Below are 1,247 nucleotides of genomic sequence, written 5' to 3' on the forward strand. Positions count from 1 at the left end.
TCTCACCGGTGGAGTTCGAACAGCAGCATCTGCGAGCAGCTAAACTCTCAATCGCGGCATGAGCCCCTGTGCCCACACCCCGGGGGACGCCTCAGCTGTGAAGGCCCCCATGAACCACCACGCCCCTCGTCCCCAGGATACAGCCGGGACAGGGGGCTTTCGTGTGTCCGGTCCCGCTGGCCCGCAGGGTGAACAGGGTCCTGCAGGTTCGCCCGGCAGGGATGGTGTGGACGGGCAGACATGCCCGGACAGATACTCTTTCCAGGCCCCACCGGCTGACCCGGATGTCCGGCGTGCCGACGTACTGGTGTCAAGGCCCCGTCGTCGGGCCAGTGCCGCAACCTGCTTGGCCTCGGGGCCTTCACCACAACCGCGATGTACAGGAGACTCGATGCCTGATGCCCCGCCTCGCCAGGTGCAGCGGCGCGTAGACCCACGGAAGGCCGACACCGCTGCCGGGCCGCCGCCGAAACCGCAGTACGCCGGACTGTTCATACAGCCCGACATCCCGCCGCTGGACGACGAACCTGAGTGATCGCAGCCCCCTCTGCCTTCGGGCGGAGGGGGGCTTGGTCGCGCCCGCCAGACCTGCGAAAGAACACTGCGAGAATAGTTCTTGGAACAATTGACAGGGGATCGTTAAGCTGGCCAGATGCCCGCAGCACCACACCCCCCTCGTCTCCGGCTACAGCCGGGACGGGGGCTTTCGCTTTCGTGCGTCCGTATGGGCTAGGTGGGGATTTGGGAAAAATGGTGTGGGTTGGTTAAGTGGTGACGTCGCCCGGTCCGCAAACCGGGCGTTTCCCCTTGATCGTGGACACCCTGATCATTGGATCGTGATGATCCATAGGACAGGAGTTCCCGTTGGGGACGTCGAAGTACTCGCCTGAGTTCCGGGCCGATGCCGTCGCGCTGTACCACTCGAGCCCGGGTGGGACGTACGCGTCGGTGGCCAAGGACCTGGGCATCAACCACGAGACGCTCCGCACGTGGGTGCGGGATGCCGAGCAGGCCGCCCGGCCCGGGGCGGTGGAGGCCACCGCGATGGAGAAGGAGAACCGGCAGCTGCGGGCCCGGGTGAAGGAACTCGAGCTCGAGCGGGAGATCCTGCGGAGGGCCGCGAAGTATTTCGCCAGGCGAGACCAGCTGGTGAGGAGCCGTAATTTATCTACTGCCGGATTCGAGGCAACGTCGCTGTTTCATGTGGTAGTTGGGTTGTTGTGACGATTCCGGGTGAAGTCCTGGCG

1 protein-coding gene is annotated in these 1,247 nt (G+C 65.0%); it reads left to right on the plus strand.

Annotation, left to right across the window (positions count from 1 at the left end):
* Positions 1-864 precede the first annotated feature (864 nt).
* Positions 865-1,224, plus strand: a complete 360-nt coding sequence (locus tag ACIA8E_RS42020) for a transposase (protein ID WP_399307403.1) — start codon at positions 865-867, stop codon at positions 1,222-1,224.
* Positions 1,225-1,247 lie beyond the last annotated feature (23 nt).

The sequence above is a fragment of the Streptomyces sp. NPDC051664 genome (genome assembly GCF_044453545.1).
GTDB lineage: Bacteria > Actinomycetota > Actinomycetes > Streptomycetales > Streptomycetaceae > Streptomyces.